This is a genomic window from Citrobacter sp. C348 (genome assembly GCF_047467975.1).
Lineage (GTDB): Bacteria > Pseudomonadota > Gammaproteobacteria > Enterobacterales > Enterobacteriaceae > Citrobacter > Citrobacter gillenii.
The window spans coordinates 50,926-75,178 of sequence record NZ_JASJUJ010000003.1 but is presented as its reverse complement, the minus strand read 5'-3'; the positions used below and the strand labels follow the sequence as shown (position 1 = coordinate 75,178).

The window sequence follows — 24,253 nt, the reverse complement described above, 5'->3', positions numbered from 1 at the left end:
TTATTTGTTGTTTTCGATTTCAGCGATTTCTTCGAGGATTTCGTCCGGATCGTTACCTGGCGCCGGGGCTTCGTTCACCCAAGCGGAGAACAGACGCCAGGATACCGCCAGGACCACTGGGCCGATAAACAAGCCAATCATGCCGAAGGCAATTAACCCGCCGATGACACCCGACAGGATGAGGATCAGCGGTAAATCGGCGCCCATACGAATCAGCATCGGGCGGATTACGTTATCCAGCGTGCCGACCACGGCACTCCAGACCAGCAGCACCGTGCCCCAGGTGGAGTCCCCCGTCCAGTACAGCCAGATAATGGCCGGGATTAGCACCGGTAGAGGACCCAACTGCACCAGGCAGGACAGGATCATCAACACCGCCAGCAGCGTGGCGTACGGCACACCCGTTACCGCCAGACCAATACCCCCGAGAACGGCCTGCACCAGTGCGGTGACGACCACACCCAATGCCACCGCGCGGATCGCTTGTGCCGCCAGCAAAATAGCAGCATCACCACGCTTAGAAGCCAGGCGACAGGCGAAGTGACGAATCCCTAATGCCACCTGCTCGCCGCGCCAGTAGAGCAGGGCGCTGAACAGCAGCATCAGGCCACAGTGCATCATAAAGCGACCAATGTGCGCGGCCTGACCAACAAACCAGGTGGTGGTTGTGCCGATATAAGGACGCACTTTGGCCATAATTGCCGCGCCGCCCATATCCAGCAGGCTGTGCCATGCGCCATAAATTTTGGCACCCACTAACGGAATACTGTTCAGCCACTCCAGGTCCGGCAACGTCATATCGCCCGCGGTTACGGCATGGATCAACGGTCCGCTGCCATCAACAATACTGTTGACCAATAGCGCGATAGGAATGATAAACAAAAGGACCAGCAGCAGGGTCATTACCAGCACGGCCAGAGAACGACGCCCCCATAACAATTTCTGTATACGCAGCAAAATGGGCCAGGTCGCAATGACCACGGTTCCAGCCCATGCAAAACCAAGGATAAAGGGCTGCACTATCCATAAACAGGCCACAATCAGGATGGCTAAAAACAGCACCGAGAGCAGCACTTGTGCGATATCCCTGGGCTGACGGAAATTTACCATAAATACTTTTTCACCTTTTCTGTACGTCAGAACGTTGACGCGACGTGAACGCTTAAACCACACCCTATAATGATGAGCAATTTCAGCGGTTTTTAACAGGCCGATTCTGCCTTTAAATCTGCTGGGCGTATTAGAAAAAAATGTGATACAACAAACAAAGCAACACGCAAACGATTAAATTCACAACACAGACCGCAGGAAAGGGTCACTATAATGATTCCACAAATTTCTCAGGCACCTGGTGTCGTTCAACTGGTGCTCAATTTTTTGCAGGCGCTGGAGCAGCAAGGATTTACGGGCGACACGGCAACGAGCTATGCCGATCGCCTGACAATGTCGACGGATAACAGCATCTATCAGCTTCTTCCTGATGCCGTAGTTTTCCCCCGTTCAACGGCGGATGTGGCGCTGATTGCCCGTCTGGCGGCGGAACCTCTCTTTTCCTCGTTGATTTTTACCCCGCGCGGCGGCGGCACGGGTACCAATGGTCAGGCGCTGAATCAGGGCATTATCGTGGATATGTCCCGTTATATGAGCCGCATTATTGAAATCAATCCGCAGGAAGGTTGGGTACGGGTCGAGGCCGGGGTGATAAAAGACCAGCTTAACCAGTATCTGAAGCCGTACGGCTATTTCTTCGCACCAGAATTGTCGACCAGTAACCGGGCAACGCTTGGCGGGATGATCAACACCGATGCGTCCGGACAGGGCTCACTGGTATACGGTAAAACCTCCGACCACGTGCTGGGCGTACGTGCGGTACTGATGGGCGGCGATATCCTTGATACGCAGCCGATGCCGGTGGAACTGGCTGAAATGCTCGGTAACACCAATACCACCATCGGGCGCATCTATAAGACCGTTTACCAGCGCTGTCGTGAAAACCGCCAGCTGATCGTAGATAAGTTTCCGAAGCTGAATCGGTTTTTAACCGGCTACGATCTGCGGCACGTCTTTAACGATGAGATGACCGAGTTTGATTTAACCCGCATCCTCACCGGTTCCGAGGGCACGCTGGCATTTATTACCGAGGCTCGCCTCGATATCACGCCATTGCCGAAAGTGCGGCGGCTGGTCAACGTCAAATATGACTCATTTGATTCCGCTTTGCGCAATGCCCCGGTAATGGTTGACGCGCGCGCGCTGTCGGTAGAAACCGTGGACTCTAAAGTCCTGAATCTGGCACGCGAAGACATTGTCTGGCATTCGGTAAGCGAACTGATTACCGATGTGCCGAATAAAGAGATGCTGGGGCTGAATATCGTCGAGTTTGCCGGTGACGACGAAGCATTGATTGATTTGCAGGTCAGCGCACTGTGTGAGCGCCTGGACGGTTTAATTGCCCGTCAGGAAGCAGGCGTCATTGGCTGGCAGCTGTGTACTGAGCTGGCAGGCGTGGAGCGTATCTACGCGATGCGCAAAAAAGCTGTCGGTTTGCTGGGCAACACAAAAGGGGCCGCCAAGCCGATTCCGTTCGCGGAGGATACCTGCGTACCGCCTGAACATCTGGCGGATTACATCGCGGAGTTTCGCGCGCTGCTTGACGGCCACGGCCTGAGCTATGGCATGTTTGGTCACGTGGACGCCGGGGTGTTACACGTCAGGCCGGCGCTGGACATGTGCGATCCGCAGCAGGAAGTGCTGATGAAACGCATTTCTGATGACGTGGTGGCATTGACGGCCAAATACGGCGGCCTGCTGTGGGGCGAACACGGCAAAGGATTTCGCGCGGAGTACAGTCCGGCGTTCTTTGGTGATGAGTTGTACGGTGAACTGCGCAAGGTGAAGTCGGCGTTTGACCCGCAAAATCGGCTGAACCCTGGCAAAATATGCCCACCGGAAGGCGTTGATGCGCCGATGATGAAAGTCGATGCAGTTAAACGCGGCACCTACGATCGCCAGATCCCACTGGCCGTAAGGCAGGAGTGGCGTGGGGCGCTGGAGTGTAACGGCAACGGGTTATGTTTTAACTTCGATGCCAACAGCCCCATGTGCCCGTCGATGAAAATCAGCATGAACCGAATTCACTCCCCCAAAGGACGTGCAACGCTGGTACGGGAATGGTTGCGCCTGCTCGCCGACCGCGGCATCGATCCGGTGCATCTGGAAAAAGAGTTACCGGAAAAACGCACCAGTTTACGTACGCTGATTGCCCGCACGCGTAACAGCTGGCATGCGCGTAAGGGTGAGTACGATTTCTCGCACGAAGTCAAAGAGGCGATGTCAGGCTGTCTGGCGTGTAAAGCCTGTTCCACGCAGTGCCCAATCAAAATTGACGTTCCGGAGTTCCGTTCCCGTTTCCTGCAACTGTACCACACGCGTTATTTGCGTCCGCTGCGCGATCACATGGTGGCAACCGTTGAAAGCTATGCGCCTTTGATGGCGCGCGCGCCAAAAACATTCAACTTCTTCATTAACCAGCCGCTGGTGCGTACGCTGGCCAAAAAGCATATTGGCATGGTGGATTTGCCGCTACTGTCCGCACCGTCGTTACAGCGTCAGTTGGTTGGGCACCGCTCCGCCAATATGACGCTGGAACAGCTTGAGCTATTGAGTCAGGAACAGAAGGCCCGTACGGTGCTGGTGGTCCAGGATCCGTTTACCAGCTATTACGATGCACAGGTGGTAGCTGATTTTATCCGCCTGGTGGAAAAACTCGGTTTACAGCCGGTCCTGCTGCCGTTCTCGCCTAATGGCAAGGCGCAGCACATTAAAGGCTTCTTAAACCGTTTTGCCAAAACGGCGAAAAAAACCGCTGAATTTCTCAATCGCGTGGCGGCGTTGAATATCCCGATGGTTGGTGTCGATCCGGCGTTGGTATTGTGCTATCGCGATGAATACAAGCTGGCGCTGGGCGAGCAGCGTGGCGATTTCCATGTACTTCTGGTGAACGAGTGGCTGTCAACCGTCCTGGCGTCTCAGCAGCCTGCCGCAACTGCGGGTGAGCCGTGGTATTTCTTTGGACACTGCACCGAGGTAACGGCCCTGCCTGGCGCGCCTGCGCAGTGGGCGGCCATTTTTGCCAAATTCGGCGCGAGGCTGGAAAACGTCAGCGTCGGGTGCTGCGGCATGGCGGGCACATACGGTCATGAAGTGAAGAATCACCAGAACTCGCTGGGCATCTATGAGTTATCATGGCACCAGGCGATGCAGCGATTACCGCGCAGCCGCTGTCTGGCGGCAGGGTATTCTTGCCGCAGCCAGGTAAAACGCGTGGAAGGCACGGGCGTTCGCCACCCATTACAGGCACTGCTGGAGATTATTGGATGATCTGGAAACGTGAAGTTTCACTCGAGGCGCTCAATGCCATGGGTGAGGGAAATATGGTGGGTCTGCTTGATATCCGCTTTGAGCACATTGGTGACAATACGCTGGAAGCCACGATGCCGGTGGATCACCGAACCAAACAGCCTTTTGGCCTGTTACACGGTGGCGCGTCGGTGGTGCTGGCCGAAAGCATTGGCTCGGTGGCCGGGTATTTATGCACTCAAGGTGATCAAAAAGTGGTGGGTCTTGAGGTCAATGCCAACCATATCCGCTCCGCGCGGGAAGGGCGAGTGAGAGGGGTGTGCAGCGCGCTGCATACCGGTTCTCGCCATCAGGTCTGGCAAATCGAAATCTTCGATGAGCAGGGACGGTTGTGTTGCACATCGCGTCTGACGACCGCTATTTTGTGATGCATGTTGCGTTTGGTCATTATCTGCGCAGGGAAAGGTGCTATACTGTGCAGGTTTTGAACACAAGCGAGGATGATATGTCTACCCAATTAGACCCGGCCCAACTGGCAATAGAATTTATACGTCGTGATAACAGCGATCTTTCACCGGCTCAGTATCTCAAAAGACTGAAACAATTAGAGCTGGAGTTTGCTGATTTACTGGCGCTTTCTTCGACTGAACTCAAAGAAGAAATCTATTTTGCCTGGCGGCACGGCGTTCATTGATTCCAGTATGCTTATCGTGATGAAAACCCCGACACCTGTTCGGGGTTATTTTTTGCCTTAAATTGGGTTTACCATTTCATCTCCCCGGTATTGACCTTCGCACTCAGATCCAGCGAGCTTTCGTCAGCAAGCCCTGGCCATGCGGCCTTCATCGTCTGAATCACATATGCGGATCCTTGTTTCGCGCCCAGCGCCTGCTCAAAAGCGTGCAAATAATCACCGGTGAAGCGGATCGCTTGATCGTCTGCCGGACGTTCACCGATGTAGTGACCGGGGATCACCTCGTTTGGGCGTAAGGTTTGCATTTCGCTCAGCACGTTGCGCCATGCGCGACGCTGTTCAGGAGACTGTGTGTCCGCAGTCCAGACATGAATACCGGAAGCCACGCCGGTGCCGCCGAGGATCGCCCGGTTAGCCGGGATCCAGACATAGGCCGCGTAATCATTCGAGTGGCGCAGTTCCAGCGTTTCACCATCAATGGTAAAGCGCGTTTGCGTCGTGACCTGCGGCACGATGATCGTCGTTGGCGCGCCGTCTTTCATCTGCGGGCCCCAAAACTGCAGTTTGGCGTCTTTGGTGGCACGAATGTGCTCCACGACCTGCGGGGTTGCCAAAACCTTTACCTCGGGAAAGGCGTTAACAATTGGCTGCAGACCAAAATAAAAATCCGGGTCACCGGAGGTGATCACGATGGCCTGCAGTTTTTTGCCGCTGTCGCGAATCATCTGCACCAGCTTTTCACCGTCTTTGGTGCTGAATTGCGCATCAAATAAAATGGCCTCTTTCGGGCCGGACACCAGCGTTGAGGATACCGGAAAAATAGCTTTTTCCTGGGGATTGTAGACGTCAAGCTGGAGTGGCGCGGCGAAAACCGGCGAGGCAAACAGAGGTAACAGCAGGGCCAGGGCGTTCACTTTCATGGGGGATAACCTTTTGCAGATGAAATGTCTTTTTCTTGTTCTTTATTTTACGGATATTTGGATCTGTTAGAATTCCTCTATCAGGACATGCTGAGTTTCATAAAACGATCGGATGGGATGCAATGGACAGAGTCATGGCGGCAACGGTATTTAACCATATCTGCGATTTGGGGAGTCTGAGCGCCGCTGCGCGCGCGCTGGGGCTTTCCCGTCCGATGGTCAGTCGCTATCTTGACGAGATGGAAAAATGGGCAGGTGCAAGGTTAATCCACCGTTCATCGCGTCGGCTGACCATTACGCCCGCGGGGGAAGAGGCGTTAGTGAAGACGCGCTCGCTGGCGCAGTTGTCGCTGGATATCAGCGCCGCCAGCGCAGCAGAGATTCCTTCCGGCACGCTACGTGTGGCTTGCGCCCATTTTACTGCGATGCATATTTTGGCACCGGTACTGCCCGTTTTTCTGGCGCGTTTCCCTGAACTGCGCATTGAGGTTGAGATTAACAATCAACCGGTGAGCCTGGTCGGTGAACGTATTGATGCGGCAATCCGCATCACGGATAACCCTGAACCAGGCACCATCGCCCGCCGTCTGGGTGACTGTGAGTCGGTGTTATGTGCCTCTGCGGATTACCTGCGCCAGCATGGCACTCCGCAAAATCTTGACGAACTGGCCCAACACAATTGCCTTTACTACAGCGGTTTCGCCGGAAAATCCTGGCACTTTCACGATGAGCAGGGCGATGCCGTATCGGTGGCAATAAAGGGAAATATCAGTGCCGGGATCTCTGCGCTATTATGTGAGTCGGCACTGGCCGGTATGGGCATTGCGCTGGTGCCGGAACAAGAGGCGCGTGAAGGACTGGAACAAGGTCGGTTGATCCGGCTTTTGCCCCAGCTCAAGCCGCGATGTTTGCCGATTTATGGGTTATATCTTTCGCGTGAGCATCAACCGGCAGGGCTGCGTCTGCTATTGGATGCCCTGCATGAGATTCTGGTCTGAATATGTGAGCTGCGTCTGCCTGTAAATCAGACAAACCGCAGTTTGTGTTAAAAACACGGCGTCAGGTCGTGAGATTATTCCAATCGCCCCTTCAAGAGCTAAGCCATCGTGAGTGCCGGAGATAAGCGCCGGATGGGGTCGGAACCCTTAAGCCTGCTAACATAGCAGCCTTAAGGGTTTTTTATTGTCTGTCTGCGCCGTTTTGCAGGCGGTTACTTCTATTTCTCCGTCTTTCCCCTATCTCTTAAATAGACATTTTCTATACATCTTTTTGCGTTTTACCTTGCTGAACGATTAACGGTTTGTAACCCATTATTTATCAAAGCATTGAACAAAATAATCCCTCTCTGTAAACCCTCGCCGCAGGGTCTATGCTTAATAAAAGTAACCAAAAAGGGCGGTTAACCCGAATGCCCCTGCTGATCAGGGGTTGAAGTGATAATCATTATCACTAACATGGTATTGTAGCGTGCAGGTTAATGACTCGAGGTAACCCTATGGAATTGCATTCAGGAACATTTAATCCGAACGATTTTGCATGGCGTGGGTTGACGTTAACGTCAGCCGCCGCGGCGCATATTCGTGAGCTGGTGGCGAAACAGCCCGATATGCTGGGCGTGCGGTTAGGCGTGAAGCAAACAGGATGTGCGGGGTTTGGCTATGTGCTGGATACCGTCAGCCAACCGGAAAAAGACGATCTGGTGTTCGAAACCGATGGCGCCAGGCTGTATGTGCCGTTACAGGCGATGCCGTTTATTGACGGAACCGAAGTCGATTTTGTTCGTGAAGGATTAAATCAGTTATTTAAATTTCATAACCCGAAGGCCCAGAACGAATGCGGCTGTGGCGAAAGTTTTGGGGTATAGGCGGTACTATGTCGCGTAACACTGAAGCAACTGACGATGTCAACACCTGGGCTGGCGGACACCTCAATTATAAAGAGGGATTCTTCACCCAACTAAAAACTGATGAACTGGCGAAGGGCATCAATGAAGAGGTCGTGCGGGCGATTTCCGCGAAACGCAACGAACCGGACTGGATGCTGGCATTTCGCCTGGATGCGTTTAAGGCGTGGCTGACGATGGAGGAGCCGCACTGGTTAAAAGCGCATTACGATAAGCTGAATTATCAGGATTACAGCTATTACTCCGCACCTTCCTGCGGCAACTGCGATGAGACCTGCGCCTCCGAGCCGGGAGCGGTACAGCAAACGGGCGCGAATGCGTTTTTAAGTAAAGAGGTTGAGGACGCTTTCGAACAACTTGGCGTGCCGGTACGTGAAGGGCGAGAAGTGGCGGTCGATGCCATTTTTGACTCGGTTTCGGTGGCGACCACCTATCGTGAAAAGCTGGCGGAGCAAGGCATTATTTTCTGCTCGTTCGGTGAGGCCATTCACGATCACCCGGCGCTGGTGAAAAAATATCTCGGCACAGTGGTGCCGGGCAACGACAATTTCTTTGCCGCGCTGAATGCAGCGGTTGCCTCAGACGGTACGTTTATTTATGTGCCAAAAGGCGTGCGCTGCCCAATGGAGCTTTCCACCTATTTTCGTATTAATGCGGAAAAAACCGGGCAATTTGAACGCACTATCCTGGTGGCGGATGAAGGCAGCTACGTCAGCTACATTGAAGGATGTTCTGCTCCGGTGCGCGACAGCTATCAGCTGCACGCGGCGGTGGTGGAAGTGATCATCCACAAAGATGCTGAAGTGAAATACTCGACGGTGCAAAACTGGTTCCCTGGCGATGGAAATACCGGAGGCATCCTTAACTTCGTTACCAAACGCGCACTGTGTGAAGGCGAAAACAGCAAAATGTCGTGGACCCAGTCGGAAACCGGCTCGGCCATCACCTGGAAATACCCCAGCTGTATTTTGCGCGGCGATAACTCCATCGGCGAATTTTACTCCGTTGCGTTGACCAGCGGTCATCAGCAGGCCGATACCGGCACCAAGATGATCCACATCGGCAAGAACACCAAATCGACCATTATCTCGAAAGGGATCTCCGCCGGGCACAGCCAGAACAGCTATCGCGGCCTGGTAAAAATTATGCCGACCGCCACCAACGCCCGTAACTATACCCAGTGTGACTCAATGCTGATTGGTGCAGACTGCGGGGCGCATACCTTCCCGTACGTAGAGTGTCGCAACAACAGCGCCCACCTTGAACACGAAGCCACCACCTCACGTATTGGTGAAGATCAGCTGTTCTACTGTCTGCAGCGCGGTATCAGCGAAGAAGACGCCATCTCGATGATCGTCAACGGGTTCTGTAAAGACGTGTTCTCTGAACTGCCGCTGGAGTTCGCTGTTGAAGCGCAAAAACTTCTCGCCATCAGCCTTGAACACAGCGTCGGTTAAAATTTAAGGAAAGCACATGTTAAGCATTAAAGATTTACAGGTCAGCGTCGAAGAGAAGGCGATCCTGCGCGGGCTGAGCCTGGAGGTCCGCCCGGGGGAAGTTCACGCCATTATGGGGCCTAATGGCTCAGGGAAAAGCACGCTGTCAGCGACATTGGCCGGGCGTGATGATTATGCCGTCACCGGTGGAACGGTGGAATTTAACGGTAAAGACTTACTGGAGCTGTCGCCGGAAGACCGGGCCGGTGAAGGCATCTTTATGGCGTTTCAGTACCCGGTGGAAATCCCCGGGGTCAGTAATCAGTTTTTCCTGCAAACTGCGCTCAATGCGGTACGTAGCTACCGTGGTGAAGAGGCGCTGGATCGATTCGACTTCCAGGATTTGATGGAGGAGAAAATCGCGCTGTTGAAAATGCCGGAGGATTTGCTCACCCGCTCGGTAAACGTCGGTTTCTCCGGCGGTGAGAAAAAACGCAATGATATTTTGCAGATGGCGGTGCTGGAGCCTCAGCTGTGCATTCTCGACGAGTCTGATTCGGGGCTGGATATTGATGCGCTAAAAATTGTCGCTGATGGCGTCAATTCGCTGCGCGACGGCAAGCGTTCGTTCATTATCGTTACTCACTATCAGCGTATTCTTGACTATATCAAACCCGATTACGTCCATGTTTTATATCAGGGGCGCATTGTTAAGTCCGGCGATTTCACGCTGGTTAAACAACTGGAGGAGCAAGGATATGGCTGGCTTAGTGAACAGCAGTAATGTGCTGCAGCAGTGGCATCACCTGTTTGAGTCGCAGGGCGAAACCCGCTCGCAGCACGCGCAGCAGCACTTACAGCAGATGCTGCGTCTTGGGCTGCCTACGCGTAAGCATGAAGACTGGAAATACACGCCGCTGGAAGGATTAACCGGTAGCCAGTTTGTTAGTCATCTTGCCGCGATAACCCCGGCGCAGTGCGAGGCGTTAGCCGCTGGCATTGATGCCGTGCGGCTGGTGTTTGTCGACGGGCAATTCTGCGAAGCGCTTAGCGACAGCACGGACGGTAGCGGCTTTGACATTACCGTTGACGATGCGCACCTGTCGCTGCCGGCACCGATTCAGCCAGAGGTATTTCTGCATCTGACGGAAAGCCTGTCGCGCAGTGTGACGCATATCAAGGTGAAACGTAATCAGCGCCCGGCGAAACCGCTGCTGTTGATGCACATCACCCAGGGAGTGGCGGGCGATGACGTCAATACCGCGCATTATCGCCACCACCTTGAACTGGCGGAGGGCGCAGAAGCCACCCTCATCGAACATTTTGTCAGCCTCAATGCGCTGAAGCACTTTACCGGCGCGCGCGTTACGATGAACGTGGCGGCCAATGCCCACTTGCAGCATATCAAGCTGGCGTTTGAGAACCCGGTCAGCCATCACTTCGCCCATAACGACATTCAGTTGGGCGCAGATGCTACGGCGGTGAGCCACAGCTTTTTGCTTGGCGACGCGGTGTTGCGCCATAACACCAGCACCCAACTGAACGGCGAAAACACCACGCTGCGGATTAACAGTCTGGCGATGCCGGTGAAAAACGAAGTCTTCGATACTCGCACCTGGCTTGAGCATAACAAAGCCTATTGCAACAGCCGCCAACTGCATAAAACCATCGTCAGCGATAAAGGTCGGGCGGTGTTCAATGGTCTGATCAACGTGGCGCAGCACGCGATTAAAACCGACGGACAGATGACGAACAATAATTTGCTGCTTGGTAAGCTGTCGGAAGTGGACACCAAACCGCAACTGGAAATCTATGCCGATGACGTGAAATGCAGCCACGGCGCGACGGTAGGGCGGATCGACGATGAGCAGATGTTCTATCTGCGTTCGCGTGGGATCGGCCAGCAGGATGCTCAACAGATGATTCTCTATGCGTTTGCCGCTGAGCTGACGGAAGCCCTGAGCGATGAAACGCTTAAACAACAGGTTCTGGCGCGTATAGCCCAACGCCTGCCGGGAGGCGTAGCATGACATTTCCGATTGAAAAAGTGCGGGCCGACTTTCCGGTCCTGACTCGTGAAGTGAACGGCCTGCCGCTGGCGTATCTGGACAGCGCTGCCAGCGCGCAAAAGCCGAATCAGGTGATTGATGCCGAAGCTGAGTTTTACCGCCATGGCTATGCGGCGGTTCACCGTGGTATTCATACCCTAAGCGCCCAGGCGACGGAAAAAATGGAGAATGTGCGTAAGCTGGCGTCGCTGTTTATTAATGCCCGCTCCGCTGAAGAACTGGTATTTGTGCGTGGCACGACCGAGGGCATTAATCTGGTAGCCAACAGTTGGGGCACCAGCAATGTGCGGGCGGGGGATAACATCATCATCAGTGAGATGGAACACCACGCCAACATCGTGCCATGGCAGATGCTGTGTGCCCGCGTGGGTGCTGAGCTGCGTATCATACCCCTGAATGCTGATGGCACCTTGCAGTTGGATACTCTGCCAACTCTGTTCGACGAACGCACCCAACTGCTGGCGATTACCCATGTATCCAACGTGCTGGGCACCGAAAACCCGTTAGCAGAGATGATTGCGCTGGCGCATCAGCACGGGGCAAAAGTGCTGGTCGATGGCGCGCAGGCGGTGATGCACCATAAAGTAGACGTGCAGGCGCTGGATTGCGACTTTTATGTCTTCTCCGCCCATAAGCTGTATGGACCCACCGGCATTGGCGTGCTGTATGCCCGTGAGTCGCTGTTGCAGGAGATGCCGCCCTGGGAAGGCGGGGGTTCAATGATAGCAACGGTTAGCCTGAGCCAGGGAACCACCTGGACGAAAGCGCCGTGGCGTTTTGAAGCGGGAACGCCCAATACCGGCGGTATTATCGGCCTGGGCGCTGCCATTGAATATGTGAGTGCGCTGGGTCTGGATAACATCAGCGAGTACGAGCAGTTCATGATGCGCTATGCGCTGGAACAACTGGCGGATGTGCCAGATTTAACGCTTTACGGGCCGGATAACCGTCTGGGAGTGATTGCGTTTAACCTCGGCAAACACCACGCTTATGACGTCGGCAGCTTTCTTGATAACTACGGCATCGCCGTGCGCACCGGGCACCACTGCGCCATGCCGTTGATGGCATATTATAACGTCCCTGCGATGTGTCGGGCATCTCTGGCAATGTATAACACCCATGAAGAGGTGGATCGCCTGGTCACAGGCCTCGTCCGAATTCACCGCCTGCTGAGATAACAGGGAGGCGTTATGGCTGCGCTACCGGATAAAGAAAAGTTGTTGCGTAATTTTCTGCGCTGCGCGAACTGGGAAGAGAAGTATCTGTATATCATTGAATTAGGTCAGCGTTTACCAGAATTAAATGCTGATGATCGCTGTGCGGAAAATAGCATTCAGGGCTGTCAGAGTCAGGTATGGATAACAATGCGTCAGAATGCTGACGGAATTATTGAATTACAGGGCGACAGTGATGCGGCAATTGTGAAAGGACTGATTGCTGTGGTATTCATTTTATATGATCGAATGACTGCCGAAGATATTGTGCGTTTTGATGTGCGTCCGTGGTTCGAGAAAATGGCACTGACGCAACATCTCACGCCATCGCGTTCACAGGGGCTGGAAGCGATGATTCGCGCTATTCGTACGCAAGCGGCAACTCTTAGCTAAACTGATAAAACACGTTATCCGGCAAACCTTGCAGGATAGCGCTGAGCAGATTTATGCAATGACTCGTCGGCCGGATACCGCAGCAGCCGTTATCCGGCAATAACGCCAGGGGGGTGAGTGAGTATGAAACGCGCGTCTATTATTACTCTAATGCTAATCGGCGCTTACAGCGCTATACAGGCCGCCTGGGCGGTCGATTATCCTTTGCCTGCGGCGAACAGTCGTCTTGTCGGGCAGAATCAAACCTACACCGTGCAGGAAGGCGATAAAAACTTGCAGGCGATAGCCCGCCGGTTTGATACCGCCGCGATGCTGATCCTCGAAGCAAATAATACGATTGCCCCGGTACCCAGCCCCGGCACCCTGATTACGATCCCTTCGCAACTGTTGTTACCGGATGCGCCGCGCGAAGGCATTATTGTGAATCTGGCGGAGCTGCGTCTGTATTACTTCCCGCCGGGAGAGAATATTGTTCAGGTATTCCCGATTGGCATTGGTTTACAGGGACTGGAGACCCCGGTGATGGAAACTCGGGTTGGGCAGAAAATCCCTAATCCGACCTGGACACCGACGCCAGGCATCCGTAAACGCTCTCTGGAGCGCGGTATTACGTTACCGCCGGTTGTACCCGCTGGACCAAATAACCCGTTAGGACGCTTTGCGCTGCGTCTGGCGCATGGAAACGGTGAATACCTTATCCACGGCACCAGCGCACCCGACAGTGTAGGCCTGCGCGTCAGCTCTGGCTGTATTCGCATGAACGCGCCGGACATCAAAGCCCTGTTTGCTCAGGTCAGAACCGGCACGCCGGTCAGAGTGATTAATGAACCGATAAAATACGCCATCGAGCCTAACGGTATGCGTTATGTTGAAGTGCACCGACCATTGTCGCCAGAGGAAGAACAAAACGTACAGACCATGCCGTATGTGCTGCCAGCCGGTTTTACCCAGTTTAAAGACAGTAAAGCCGTAGACCTGGGGCTGGTGGATCGGGCGCTGTATCGTCGGGCAGGTTATCCGGTTACCGTCACGGCCGGGCAGGCACCGATTGCGGCCAACGGGCCAGAGGTGAAGTCGGCACAGAATGGATTGCCAGAAGCAGGGGACGTGCGGACGATGCAGTAACAGGGAAGGAGAAATGAAGGGCAAAAAAAATGGCGCACAATGTGCGCCATTTCTATTACACAGATACTATTACTTACGGTATTTAGTAGCTGCGTTGTCCAGACGCTGGTTAGCGCGTGCTGCGTCATCTTTAGCAGCCTGAACGTCGGAACGCATTGCGTTCACGTCGTTGCTCAGCTGGTCAACTTTAGCGTTCAGAGTCTGAACGTCAGAAGACAGCTGATCGATTTTAGCATTGCTGGAGCAACCTGCCAGCAGAGTAGAACCCAGGATTACCGCGCCCAGTACCAGTTTAGTACGATTCATTATTAATACCCTCTAGATTGAGTTAATCTCCATGTAGCGTTACAAGTATTACACAAAGCTTTTTAGGTTGAGAATATTTTTTTGATGCGAATGCACTTATTTTTGATCGTTCGCTCAAAGAAGCATCGAATTGTGCAAAAACGGCTAAAAACCCGAGTGAAAACAGAAAGCTTCCATCGGATTCATCTTAGATAATCTCTAATTAGATAGTGAAATCCGATTTGATTTTTTATTAATAGTAGCTATCGCGGAAATAAAAAAAGCGCCGCAAGGGCGCTTTTTAGGCAAATTATTCCCGATGGAATTATTACAGCACGTGAACAGATGCCGTGTTGGTGGTGCCGCTCGGTACCAGCGCACCGGAAACCATCACTACAACGTCACCTTTCTGTGCCAGGCCGCGCTCAACTAACTGCAGCGCAACTTCTTTACCCAGACGGTAGAAATCATCAGTAGAAGCGATTTCTTTCACCAGGTGTGGCACCACGCCTTTGCTGAGAACCAGCTGACGCGCAGTGACTTCGTTGGTGGTCAGCGCCAGAATGGTCGCGTTCGGGAAGTATTTACGTACAGCTTTAGCGGATTTACCGCCCTGGGTCGCTACGACGATCAGCGGAGCTTCCAGTTTTTCAGCGGTTTCTACTGCACCACGGCAAACGGCTTCGGTGATACGCAGTTTGCGGTTGTCATGGCTGTTGTCCAGACGGCTGGTCATCACGCGGTCGGTACGCTCGCAGATGGTTGCCATGATAGAAACGGCTTCCAGCGGGTATTTACCTTTAGCGGATTCACCAGACAGCATGACTGCATCAGTACCGTCGAGGATGGCGTTTGCCACGTCACCGGCTTCAGCACGGGTCGGACGTGGGTTTTTGATCATGGAGTCCAGCATCTGAGTCGCGGTGATAACCACTTTACGTGCGCGCACGCATTTTTCGATCATCATCTTCTGCGCGAAGATAACTTCTTCAACCGGGATTTCTACGCCCAGATCGCCACGTGCAACCATGATGCCGTCAGACGCTTCGAGGATCTCGTCGAAGTTGTTCAGGCCTTCCTGGTTTTCGATTTTGGAGATGATCTGAATGTTTTCGCCGCCGTGCGCTTTCAGGTGCTCACGAATTTCAATGACGTCAGAACGTTTACGGATAAAGGACGCTGCAACGAAGTCAACGCCTTGCTCGCAACCGAAGATCAGGTCCTGTTTGTCTTTTTCAGCCAGTGCTGGCAGCGCGATAGAAACGCCCGGCAGGTTAACGCCTTTGTTTTCGCCCAGGTCGCCGTTGTTCAGCACTTTACAGATAACTTTGTTACCTTCGATTGCGGTAACTTCCATGCCGATCAGACCATCGTCAACCAGCACGGTGTTGCCAACGGACAGGTCATTGGTGAAGCCTTCATAAGTAACAGCAACGATTTCGTTGTTACCTACGACAGATTTGTCGGTGGTGAACGTGAAGGTCTGACCCGCTTTCAGAGAAACGTCGTTACCGCCTTCCAGTTTAATGGTACGGATTTCCGGACCTTTGGTGTCGAGCAGGATAGCCGCTTTCTTACCGGTTTTGCTCATCACGTTGCGCAAGTTCTTAATGCGCTGACCGTGTTCTGCGTAATCGCCGTGGGAGAAGTTCAGACGCATGACGTTCATGCCCGCGTCCAGCATTTTGGTTAACATCTCTTCGGATTCGGTTTTCGGACCGATGGTGCAAACAATTTTCGTCTTTTTCATGACAGTCTTAGTCTTTAAGTTGAGAAGGATATGGAAATCTGGCTTCCGTCGCGCACGGATGGGAAGCTAAACCTGAGTTACGAAAGTTGTGATGCCTCGCTCTAAGGATAGGTGACATCGAAAGAGCGTGCAGAGGAATGTGTGCTTGCGTTTCAGCCCAACGGGTAGGAGAGTTTTGTAGTCGTTGAGTTTTACAGGTCAATGTGCTGAAACCATTCAAGAGACAATTGGCGCGCATTATACGCTGAAAATTATCTAAAAGGAAAATGGAAACGGTGTTTCAAAAGCGTTCTGTGCAGTTTCACGAAAAAATATTCACGAATTTGTTCATTGCTATGGATAAAGAGGTTGTCCGCAGCGGCGGTCTGTTGCGCAACAACACGACGTTCTTCATTCCCGGTTCTTGCAAACGACAATAGCGCAAAACAGTTATTCCTTATAGTTATATCAAATTCTTTTTAATTCATATCAAAAGCCTATTTCCCTGATTACACTCGTTTGGACATCCATACTGCTAAACAGCCAAAAGCGTTAGCAGGATAACGATAAGCAGCAGCGGATACCCAAACGACATGATTGTCCTGAAAAATATTTCGAAAGTGTTTACGCCAGGCAGGCTTGCTATTACCGCTGTCGATAACGTCAACCTGACGGTTGAACAGGGGCAGATTTACGGAATTATTGGCTACAGCGGTGCCGGTAAGAGCACCCTGATTCGCCTGCTTAACGGCCTTGAACAGCCAACCTCCGGCAGTGTGACCGTCAATGGTCACGATATCACCACGGCGCGCGGGGAATCGTTACGCCAGGCACGACTGAAAATCAGCATGGTGTTTCAGCACTTTAACCTGCTGTGGTCGCGGACCGTCAGCGAAAACATCGCTTTCTCAATGCAAATCGCCGGTGTACCAAAAGCAAAAATTAAAGCACGAGTGGCCGAACTGATTACATTGGTCGGGCTGGATGGTCGAGAAAACGCCTGGCCGTCGCAGCTCAGCGGTGGGCAAAAGCAGCGTGTCGGGATTGCCCGTGCGCTGGCGAACAACCCGGACGTGCTGTTGTGCGACGAAGCCACTTCCGCGCTGGATCCGCAAACCACCGATCAAATCCTGGATTTGCTGCTCGATATTAACCGGCGTTTCAAATTAACCATTGTGCTGATCACTCATGAGATGCACGTGGTGCGCAAAATTTGCGATCGCGTGGCGGTGATGGAGAACGGCAAAGTGGTTGAAGAGGGCGATGTGCTCAGCGTGTTTAGCCACCCGCAGCAGCCGATCACCCGTCAGTTTGTCCGTCAGGTAAGCCAATATGCCGAGGAAGATGAGTTTAATCCGCAACTGGCAAGCGAACTCGGCGGTGCGGTGATTAAGTTAACGTTTACCGGACAGCGTACCCATCGGCCGGTGGTCGGGGAACTGACCCTGCGCTACGGCCTGCCGTTTAACATTCTGCACGGCAAGATGACGCAAACCGCCCATGGCGCGTTTGGTCAACTGTGGGTGCACGTGGTGGCCACTGAAGAACAACTCAACAATATTCTGGCCGATCTGCGCCACAGCGACGTTGACGGCGAGGTTATCCAACATGGCTGATTCCCTGTTTCCCCATCTGAAATGGGACCAACTGTTCGCGGCAACTCAGGAAACGCTCTACATGACCGCGCTTTCCGGTGTGGCGACCTTTGTACTGGGTATTGCGCTCGGACTGGCGCTATTTCTGACCGCGCGTGGCGGCCTGTATCAGAACCGCACGCTGTACAGCGCCATCTCGTTGATCGTGAATATTTTCCGCTCAATCCCGTTCATCATTTTGATCGTGCTGCTGATCCCGGTGACCAAAACGCTGGTTGGCACCATTCTTGGTGCCAACGCCGCGCTACCCGCGCTGATCGTGGGTGCCGCACCGTTCTATGCCCGTCTGGTCGAAATTGCCCTGCGTGAAGTAGATAAAGGCGTTATTGAAGCGAGCCGCTCCATGGGGGCACGTCTGAGTACGCTTATTTTTCGGGTTTTACTGCCGGAATCATCGCCCGCTCTGGTGTCCGGTATCACCGTGACGCTGATTGCCCTGGTTAGCTACAGCGCAATGGCTGGTGTGATTGGTGCCGGTGGTTTAGGGAATTTGGCTTATCTGGAAGGATTCCAGCGCAACCACAGCGACGTTACGCTGGTGGCGACGGTGACCATTCTGGTTATTGTCTTCATCATCCAGTTTTGCGGCGATGTGATCACCTCTCTGTTAGATAAACGCTAATAAAATACGGAAACCATTATCATGAAAAAATCACTGACATTACTCGCCGCCGCCACCTTAAGCGCCCTGAGCTTTGCGTCGTGGGCAGATACGCTGACCGTGGGCGCGTCCAACGTGCCGCACGCTGAGATCCTCGAACAGGCGAAACCGATCCTGGCGAAGCAGGGGATCGAGCTGGAGATTAAACCGTTCCAGGACTACATTCTGCCAAACACGGCGCTGGCGGGCCGTGAGATTGATGCCAACTACTTCCAGCATATTCCGTACCTGAACAGCGTACTGAAGGATCATGCGGGTGATAAGACCTATGATTTCGTCAGCGCCGGAGCGATTCACATTGAGCCGATTGGTATCTATTCGAAAAAGGTGAAGTCGCTGAAAGACCTGCCAGAGGGTGGAAAGGTCATCATGCGTGACGCGGTGTCCGAAGAAGGCCGCATTCTGTCTATTTTCGAAAAAGAGGGTGTGATTAAGCTCAAGCCGGGCATTGATAAAGTCACCGCGCGTATCAGCGACATCGTTGAGAACCCGAAAAAGCTGAAGTTCCTGCCTAACGTTGAAGCGGCGTTATTGCCGCAGATGTATAACAACGATGAAGGCGATGCGGTGGTGATCAACGCCAACTACGCTATCGATGCCGGGCTGGATCCGGTGAAAGATCCGATTGCCGTCGAAAGCGGCGAAAACAACCCGTATGCCAACATCATTACCGTGCATCGCGGCGATGAGAAGAAAAAGGATATTGTGGCGCTGGTTGACGCACTGCACTCAAAAGAAATTCAGGACTGGATCCGCACCAAATATAAAGGCGCGGTGATCCCGGTAAATAACTGATCCGCTTTTGCCGTACCCGGTCTACAGGACATCGTAGGCCGGATAAAACGCGTTAGCGTTGCCATCCGGCACCCGAGTTACACTCGCTCGATTCTCGCCGGAAGCCCCTGGCGCACAGACGCCCCTGAGACCCAGTCCAGCCAGGTATTGGCTACCTGGCGCGTAGGGTCGGCAAAACCCAGATCGTTAATATTGATCCCCGATTTTACCTTTTCATCAAACGCCATCGGTTCACCGTCAAGCGTGTGCTGTGCCGCCCCCATTTCTTTGTGTCCGTAACCATGTTCAATTGCGATAACGCCTGGCATGACGCCGTTGAGCAGGCTGACCTGCGCTTGTGCCTGTCCACCCGGCGTGATGATGCGTACCGTATCACCGTGGGCCACGCCATAGCGTGCGCCGTCCTGCGGATTGAGCGCCACCAGATTCACCGGTTTAAGGTGGTGCAGACGCGGGATCACCGCCGTGGCGCTGGACATGGTATTGGACTTAAAGGAGATCATCTTCAGCGGCCACGCTTGTTGAGGGAATAATTCGTCCACCGAACGCCCGTCGGACAGGCGGGACGGATACCAGGCCGGACAGCCGCTGTAGCGCTCGCCGGTGATCGCATGGCGGTGCGCGGCGACGTCCGCATTCCAGATTTGCAGTGGTTTTTCCCAGGCATTACCGACACGGTTATCGGTACGACCACTCTTATCTGGCGCAAAGCGACCTCCGCGCGAGTAAACAAACGCCACGCGACGAACTTCGTCGGCTTTCAGCGTATCGGTGATGACGGGGAGGATCCGCGTCACACCGGTCAGTGAAATATCGTCCGGCGAAGCCTCTGCAACCGGTGCTTTCCCCATAAACGCAATGTTGGCGGCGAGGCGCAGGTAGTAATCTTCCGCGCGGTTCAGCGGGTAGTGATTACCCTGCGGGTCGGTAATGGCGTTATCGCCAAAGCCCGGTAGCCCAATGCGTTTTGCCACCGCGATGCAAAATGACTCCATCGACGCCGGTTGGCCGTCGGCGGTTTTGCTGGTGGCGGGCGCCACAATCGGCCAGCGGGCGGTGGTGGCTTTACTGGCGACGCCTGCCCATGGGGCGCTGAATCCCCAACTTTCGAAGTTGTGGGTATCCGGAACAATATAATCCGCCAGCGCGGTGGTTTCGTTCATAAAAGCATCAATGGCAATAAATAGCGGCAGACGCGCTGGATCTTTGAGTTTTTCTTCCGCCACGCCACGCAGCCCCGCAATGCCGTAGAACGGGTTGGTCATGTTGGATATCCAGGCTTTTAGCGGATACGGATAGCCTTCGAGCGCCGAGACGAGAAGTTCGGTCAACTGCCCGGCGACAAACGGATACCATGGGGCTTTCGCCGGGAAGGGCGATTGTCCGGCGGCGACTTTGTTACGGTACTCTTCAGAGGATTCATAGGCGGTTTTGCTACGCGCGATGCTCAGACCTTTCGGTTTTACCTTTCCGGCGAAACTGTCCATATTATAGCGCGGTCCGTCGGTGGCCCCGTTGAACTTACCGCCGCCCACAAAGACGCCGCCTTCGAGGCTGAGGTTGCCAATCAGCGCATTCAGCATCATCACCGCCCAGGCGTTGTAAAATCCGTTGCCTGCCATCATCCCGCCGTGGGTGATCACCGCGGCTTTACGCCCGTGACGGGTAAAGGCGTCCGCCAGCGCGCCTATTTTTGCTTCCGGCACGCCGCACTGCTGGCTGTATTGCGCCAGTGACAGCTTTTCGGCGGACTCTTTTAGTCGCTGGAACCCGCTTTTCACCGTCACGGTTTGCCCGTCGGCCAGCGTCACTTCGCGGGTCACGAACAGCTGTGCGCGTTGACAGCTGCTGGCTGCGACCATGTCACCGGCCTCGTTAACGACCAGCGGTTCGCCAGGCGCGTCGGTGTGAAGATGGGCGAGCGTGAGATGCTGTCCGGCAAGCGTTGGGATCTCATCGGTAATCACCAGATGCGTGGCGTTGGTCCAGCTTTTTTCTCCGGCCTGTTGCATGGCCTGGACACCAGGGATGGCGAGGTAATCGGCGTTGTAGCGCTGCTTTTCGATGATCCAGCGGATCATTCCCATTGCCAGCGCCGAGTCGCTCCCCGGGTGCACAGGCTGCCAGTGACCGCGATCGTCAGCCAGTACCGTGGTTAATGGCAGGGCGGGTGCGACAACGACATATTCGAAATCATTGCGTAAGCGGGCGCTGGCGAGTTGGCGAGCCTGGCGCTTAAACGGGTTGCCGGACTGCGCCGGGGAGGTGCCCATAAATAACGCGAACTCGACGTTATCCCAGTCCGGTTTGACGTGGGTGTTTTTATCCAGATCGCCCATTAACGCGCCGGAACCGGCCCGATACGCTAGCCCACAATACGCACCGTGCGCGCCGAAGTTTTTACTACCAAAACTGTTCAGTGCGAAACGGCGGATAAACGTATCGCGTCCCTCGTCGCTGGTATTGGTGACCAGCAGTTGATTGGATTTCGGGCCAAAGCCGGGGTGCTTAGCATCCAATGGGGTGATGGGGTCGTGGATGGCCCGCAGGCCGTCAACGTGGCCTTCGCCAAACAGGTCGCCGCCTTCGACCACCTCTTTGATGAGCTGTTCAAAGCTGATGCGCTGCCATTTTCCTTCGCCACGCTTACCGACGCGCTTCATCGGCTCCAGAATTCGCAGCGGGCTGTACAGGCCTTCGAGCAGGGTTGCGCCGCGGGCGCAGGCAGTAGAACGCGCATCAAGACCGCTTTCGCCCGCCAGTTGTTCCATCGCCGTGGCAAACGGAACAGCAGAATCGATGTGATGTTCATGCGACAACGGGTGGTACGGGTTGCCCGCAATACGCAACACTTTGCCCTTTTCGCTGTCGACGCGAACCCGCACCCCGCACTGGGTCCAGCAGCCGAAACACTGGGTCATGGAAATCACCTGCTGCGGGTTCTGCAGCCAGCGTGGTTGGGCGTTGGCTTCGGGGGGAAGCGCATTGCCGAAGATGCGATCACGGGTGATTTTCCCCGAGGTGCCATCCAGCAAACCGTCAATCGCACGCTTCGCCACATCCCGATAACTCAGGCCAAAGGTCACCATCCCGCCAACGGCGAGACCAACTTTAAGCCACTGACGACGGGTTAAATTAGCCATGTTGCATTCTCCTTGCGATCGCGTTGAGGCCTTCATGAACAATAATGAGTAGCGCAACCCACAGGCCAAAGGTGCCTACAATGGCCAGCCAGCCATCTGTGCCGCCGGGCAGGGAGTACGGATTAAATTGCGCGTTAAATTTGGGGATGGTCTGCACCTGAATCAGTATCGTCCAGCGCATCAGCCAGCACAGCGCCATGGCGCTGAAGGCCAGAGTAATGCGCAGCGGTAATGACGATGGGTGACGTATCACCCATCCGCAAAGTGCCAGTGAGACAGCCCACAGCACTACCCAGCCGATGGCGTAGTGCCGTGCAGACGCGGCGACATCCAGCCACTGGCGGATAGCCGAGCCAGAAAGGGTATCGCCGCTCACCCACCACGCCATCACAATGGCCAGGACGATCAACGTGACAATCTGCCCCCATGCCAGCTTGCGCGGCAGTGTGCTGTCGCGGTTTACGCTGGCTATAAGCAGGGCGAAGAAGGTTTGCAGCGCGCTGAGGAACATCGCCAACGGGAAGGCGTAGCTGAACCAGATGGGACGCGCCTGTACGACGGAGACTTCGCGGCCGGTATACACCAATAAACCAACGGCTGAGAGCGCGCTGCCCACGGCTAACCATTTTGTGACACTGTAACTTTTATGCGTAAACCGTTTGACCTGCTGCGCCAGAAACCACAGACCGAGAAACCCGGTAAACAACGGTAAAAACAGTGCCCCCCACGGCATCCATGACCACGGTGTCGGATAAGCGTAGAAATGCCAGACGCGTGAGGTCTGGTGTAAATCTGCGGTCAACGCCAGCGGGGCTGTGATGGCACAGGTCAGGGCGATCAGCAGCGTCAGGTTTTCGAGCTGCGGCTGCGCTTTTTTACGCCAGTGGAGCACGCAGGCGAACAGCGCCGCACAGGCGGCAATGCCGATGAAAAAGAAATACTGTACCGCCCAGGGCAGCCAGCTTATCTCCTGCGGATGGGCCAGCACCTCTTCAATAATCAAAGAATGGGTCATTTAAACCTCCTGCCACAGAGCGGGTTGAGCACGTCCCATCAACGGGGTAACAAAGGCGTCATCCAGCCCCAGATAGAACACGTGGGGCGAAGTACCGCTTTCTGGTTTCAGGACTTTGATGGTGTCATGGTGTTCGTTCAGCATGCGTGAAATCCGGCTGTGCGGATCGTTGATGTCGCCAATAATGCGCGCGCCGCCCACACAAGACTCCACGCAAGCCGGGAGCAATCCAGCTTCCAGGCGGTGCACGCAAAATGTGCATTTGTCGGCGGTCTGCGTTTCATGGTTAATAAACCGTGCATCGTACGGGCAGGCCTGCACGCAATAGGCGCAGCCCACGCAGCGCGTATTGTCGACCACCACAATGCCATCTTCACGCTGGAAGGTGGCCTGCACCGGACAAACGGGCACACAAGGTGGGTTATCGCAATGGTTACACAGGCGCGGCAGCAGCACGTTGGTGACGCTTTGCTGACCCTCAACCTGTACCTGATACTGGTTGACGTTGGTCCGAAACGCGCCCTGAGGCGTCTGGTTTTCAATGGCGCAACTGACGGTACAGGCCTGACAGCCGATACACCGCCGCAGATCAATCAGCATGGCGTAGCGATGCTGGCGCGAACCCTCATGGCGTTCGGGCGAAAAGGGAAACTCGGCCTGAGCCAGGGGAACCAGAGACGCGCCTGCGGTCAGAACGCCCAGTTGCTGGAGAAACTGCCGTTTACTGCTGTCCATATTTTCTCCCGTCACAATGCAACAACGAAACATTGGTCACGCCGTTGGTTTGCGTGTGATGAATAAAGAATCTTGATGATTTACAGTGTAAAAATCGTGGCGGGGGGTACTCTATTGTGGTT

At 54.3% G+C, this 24,253-nt stretch carries 21 protein-coding genes; 14 read left to right on the top strand and 7 right to left on the bottom strand.

What is annotated here, in order from left to right:
• On the bottom strand, positions 1 to 1,110 hold the full coding sequence (gene ydiK, locus QNN86_RS06935; protein WP_279276918.1) for an AI-2E family transporter YdiK: 1,110 nt from the start codon (positions 1,108 to 1,110) through the stop codon (positions 1 to 3).
• Positions 1,111 to 1,323: 213 nt separating this feature from the next.
• Between ydiK and QNN86_RS06930 the strand changes: the two genes are divergently transcribed.
• From QNN86_RS06930 to QNN86_RS06920, 3 genes are all read left to right on the top strand, one after another.
• Positions 1,324 to 4,380: an FAD-binding and (Fe-S)-binding domain-containing protein gene (locus QNN86_RS06930; protein WP_181619303.1), complete on the top strand. Its 3,057-nt coding sequence runs from the start codon at positions 1,324 to 1,326 to the stop codon at positions 4,378 to 4,380.
• Complete coding sequence (gene menI, locus QNN86_RS06925) at positions 4,377 to 4,787, top strand: 1,4-dihydroxy-2-naphthoyl-CoA hydrolase (RefSeq protein ID WP_115258634.1); 411 nt, start codon at positions 4,377 to 4,379, stop codon at positions 4,785 to 4,787. Before QNN86_RS06930 ends, menI begins: the two co-directional genes overlap by 4 nt.
• 77 nt (positions 4,788 to 4,864) lie before the next feature.
• A complete protein-coding gene (locus tag QNN86_RS06920) occupies positions 4,865 to 5,053 on the top strand; it encodes a YdiH family protein (protein ID WP_135912127.1) in 189 nt (62 codons plus the stop codon).
• Positions 5,054 to 5,121: 68 nt separating this feature from the next.
• Here QNN86_RS06920 and QNN86_RS06915 read toward each other — a convergent pair whose 3' ends face one another.
• The gene (locus QNN86_RS06915; protein WP_279276916.1) at positions 5,122 to 5,973 is read right to left on the bottom strand and encodes a Vmh family MBL fold metallo-hydrolase; all 852 of its coding nucleotides are present in this window, start codon (positions 5,971 to 5,973) and stop codon (positions 5,122 to 5,124) included.
• Between the two features lie 122 nt (positions 5,974 to 6,095).
• Here QNN86_RS06915 and QNN86_RS06910 point away from each other — a divergent pair, with 122 nt between their 5' ends.
• From QNN86_RS06910 to ldtE, 8 genes are all read left to right on the top strand, one after another.
• Positions 6,096 to 6,971, top strand: coding sequence for a LysR substrate-binding domain-containing protein (locus QNN86_RS06910; protein ID WP_182269921.1), 876 nt, complete (start codon positions 6,096 to 6,098; stop codon positions 6,969 to 6,971).
• Between the two features lie 497 nt (positions 6,972 to 7,468).
• Positions 7,469 to 7,837: a Fe-S cluster assembly scaffold SufA gene (gene sufA, locus QNN86_RS06905; RefSeq protein WP_135912125.1), complete on the top strand. Its 369-nt coding sequence runs from the start codon at positions 7,469 to 7,471 to the stop codon at positions 7,835 to 7,837.
• Positions 7,838 to 7,845: 8 nt separating this feature from the next.
• Positions 7,846 to 9,333: a Fe-S cluster assembly protein SufB gene (gene sufB, locus QNN86_RS06900; protein ID WP_414210825.1), complete on the top strand. Its 1,488-nt coding sequence runs from the start codon at positions 7,846 to 7,848 to the stop codon at positions 9,331 to 9,333.
• Between the two features lie 16 nt (positions 9,334 to 9,349).
• On the top strand, positions 9,350 to 10,096 hold the full coding sequence (gene sufC, locus QNN86_RS06895) for a Fe-S cluster assembly ATPase SufC (RefSeq protein ID WP_181619306.1): 747 nt from the start codon (positions 9,350 to 9,352) through the stop codon (positions 10,094 to 10,096).
• Positions 10,071 to 11,342, top strand: coding sequence for a Fe-S cluster assembly protein SufD (sufD, locus tag QNN86_RS06890; protein WP_414210824.1), 1,272 nt, complete (start codon positions 10,071 to 10,073; stop codon positions 11,340 to 11,342). The genes sufC and sufD overlap by 26 nt, the downstream gene beginning before the upstream one ends.
• Positions 11,339 to 12,559 (top strand): cysteine desulfurase SufS, encoded by a 1,221-nt coding sequence (gene sufS / locus QNN86_RS06885; RefSeq protein ID WP_414210823.1) that lies wholly within the window; start codon positions 11,339 to 11,341, stop codon positions 12,557 to 12,559. Before sufD ends, sufS begins: the two co-directional genes overlap by 4 nt.
• Before the next feature lie 12 nt (positions 12,560 to 12,571).
• Complete coding sequence (sufE, locus tag QNN86_RS06880; protein ID WP_181619309.1) at positions 12,572 to 12,988, top strand: cysteine desulfuration protein SufE; 417 nt, start codon at positions 12,572 to 12,574, stop codon at positions 12,986 to 12,988.
• A 123-nt stretch (positions 12,989 to 13,111) separates the two neighbouring features.
• Positions 13,112 to 14,113, top strand: coding sequence for a L,D-transpeptidase LdtE (ldtE, locus tag QNN86_RS06875; protein WP_181540936.1), 1,002 nt, complete (start codon positions 13,112 to 13,114; stop codon positions 14,111 to 14,113).
• 69 nt (positions 14,114 to 14,182) lie between these two features.
• Here ldtE and lpp read toward each other — a convergent pair whose 3' ends face one another.
• Positions 14,183 to 14,419, bottom strand: coding sequence for a murein lipoprotein Lpp (lpp, locus tag QNN86_RS06870; RefSeq protein ID WP_003029373.1), 237 nt, complete (start codon positions 14,417 to 14,419; stop codon positions 14,183 to 14,185).
• A gap of 307 nt (positions 14,420 to 14,726) precedes the next feature.
• A complete protein-coding gene (gene pykF, locus QNN86_RS06865) occupies positions 14,727 to 16,148 on the bottom strand; it encodes a pyruvate kinase PykF (RefSeq protein ID WP_096757211.1) in 1,422 nt (473 codons plus the stop codon).
• 572 nt (positions 16,149 to 16,720) lie between these two features.
• Here pykF and QNN86_RS06860 point away from each other — a divergent pair.
• The 3 genes from QNN86_RS06860 to QNN86_RS06850 are packed head-to-tail and all read left to right on the top strand — an operon-like array spanning position 16,721 to position 19,238.
• Positions 16,721 to 17,743 carry an ATP-binding cassette domain-containing protein gene (locus tag QNN86_RS06860; protein WP_182269917.1) on the top strand — a complete coding sequence of 341 codons (1,023 nt, stop codon included), beginning with the start codon at positions 16,721 to 16,723 and terminating at the stop codon, positions 17,741 to 17,743.
• Complete coding sequence (locus QNN86_RS06855; RefSeq protein ID WP_096757209.1) at positions 17,736 to 18,404, top strand: methionine ABC transporter permease; 669 nt, start codon at positions 17,736 to 17,738, stop codon at positions 18,402 to 18,404. The genes QNN86_RS06860 and QNN86_RS06855 overlap by 8 nt, the downstream gene beginning before the upstream one ends.
• Positions 18,405 to 18,425: 21 nt before the next feature.
• Positions 18,426 to 19,238 carry a MetQ/NlpA family ABC transporter substrate-binding protein gene (locus tag QNN86_RS06850; RefSeq protein WP_279276914.1) on the top strand — a complete coding sequence of 271 codons (813 nt, stop codon included), beginning with the start codon at positions 18,426 to 18,428 and terminating at the stop codon, positions 19,236 to 19,238.
• 77 nt (positions 19,239 to 19,315) lie between these two features.
• On the opposite strand, the gene ttrA is transcribed toward QNN86_RS06850, so the two are convergent.
• The 3 genes from ttrA to ttrB are packed head-to-tail and all read right to left on the bottom strand — an operon-like array spanning position 19,316 to position 24,131.
• The gene (ttrA, locus tag QNN86_RS06845) at positions 19,316 to 22,381 is read right to left on the bottom strand and encodes a tetrathionate reductase subunit TtrA (protein ID WP_414210822.1); all 3,066 of its coding nucleotides are present in this window, start codon (positions 22,379 to 22,381) and stop codon (positions 19,316 to 19,318) included.
• A complete protein-coding gene (gene ttrC, locus QNN86_RS06840; protein WP_181619311.1) occupies positions 22,374 to 23,396 on the bottom strand; it encodes a tetrathionate reductase subunit TtrC in 1,023 nt (340 codons plus the stop codon). Before ttrC ends, ttrA begins: the two co-directional genes overlap by 8 nt.
• Positions 23,397 to 24,131 (bottom strand): tetrathionate reductase subunit TtrB, encoded by a 735-nt coding sequence (gene ttrB / locus QNN86_RS06835; RefSeq protein ID WP_220470446.1) that lies wholly within the window; start codon positions 24,129 to 24,131, stop codon positions 23,397 to 23,399.
• Positions 24,132 to 24,253 lie beyond the last annotated feature (122 nt).